Genomic DNA, 780 nt, shown 5'->3' with positions numbered 1-780 from the left:
CGGGTATGAGGTGCCAAACAGAGAGTGGATTGCTTACGGATGTGAAGCTTTCTTGGGACAGCCTCGGGAAGACACCGCTGGGGGAGGACTACACATACAAGGTTGTTGCGCGACGTGACAGTGGCGGCAGAACCCAAACCATCAAGAGCAGCACCTCGAATACGAATAGTGGGTGGTTCGACATCGAGGATACCGCCAGGCGGTATACCGTCGAGGTGCACACCATTAACGGCCCGAACACGTCGACGGGTTACCGCGGCTGGGGTGTCCAGGCCCACACCATCAACAGTGCCAGCTGCAAGGGTGGCGAGAAGTACAAGGCCAACCCGAGCAGTGAGAATGTTCAGACGGCCTCTGTTAGTGCGTCTTCGAAGAGTGCGAGTTTTGCGTCGAATGATCTGGCTGCGGACGAGCCGATCGACGAGACTGTCGATGACACGACGGATACCGGCACGGATGATGCGGTGGATGCCGGCGGTGATGCGGGTGAGGGTTCGTCGTCTTCAGGTGGTGGTTCGCCGATTATGAGTATGTCGGCGTCGGGTGATCTTGCGATGCAGGTGTCGTCGTCTCAGGTGGTGATCACCGACGTGGCCGGCAATGGGGTGTCGACCATTGCGGTGGGTGAGGATGCTGTGGTGCTGTGGGCGGCGGATTCGGATGTGTTGTGGATCGTTGATTCCGGTGAGCTGTTCGTGGCCCAATCGTCGGGGGGCTGGAACAAGTCCGAGGTGGATCCGGAGTCCGCTGAGGTGCCGGAGTACATCGCGGCATTGGTCG

Annotated in this window: 1 protein-coding gene; it reads left to right on the top strand. The window is 59.5% G+C overall.

Going from position 1 to position 780, the window contains the following annotated elements; translation table 11 throughout:
- Positions 1-41: 41 nt before the first annotated feature.
- On the top strand, positions 42-780 hold a 739-nt coding region (locus RM2_RS23265), incomplete at its 3' end, for a hypothetical protein (RefSeq protein ID WP_218017281.1).

Source organism: Rhodococcus marinonascens NBRC 14363, from assembly GCF_001894885.1.
GTDB classification, from domain to species: Bacteria; Actinomycetota; Actinomycetes; order Mycobacteriales; family Mycobacteriaceae; genus Rhodococcus_F; species Rhodococcus_F marinonascens.
The sequence above is the reverse complement of the archived record's forward strand: the minus strand, read 5'-3'. Positions and strand labels throughout refer to the sequence as shown.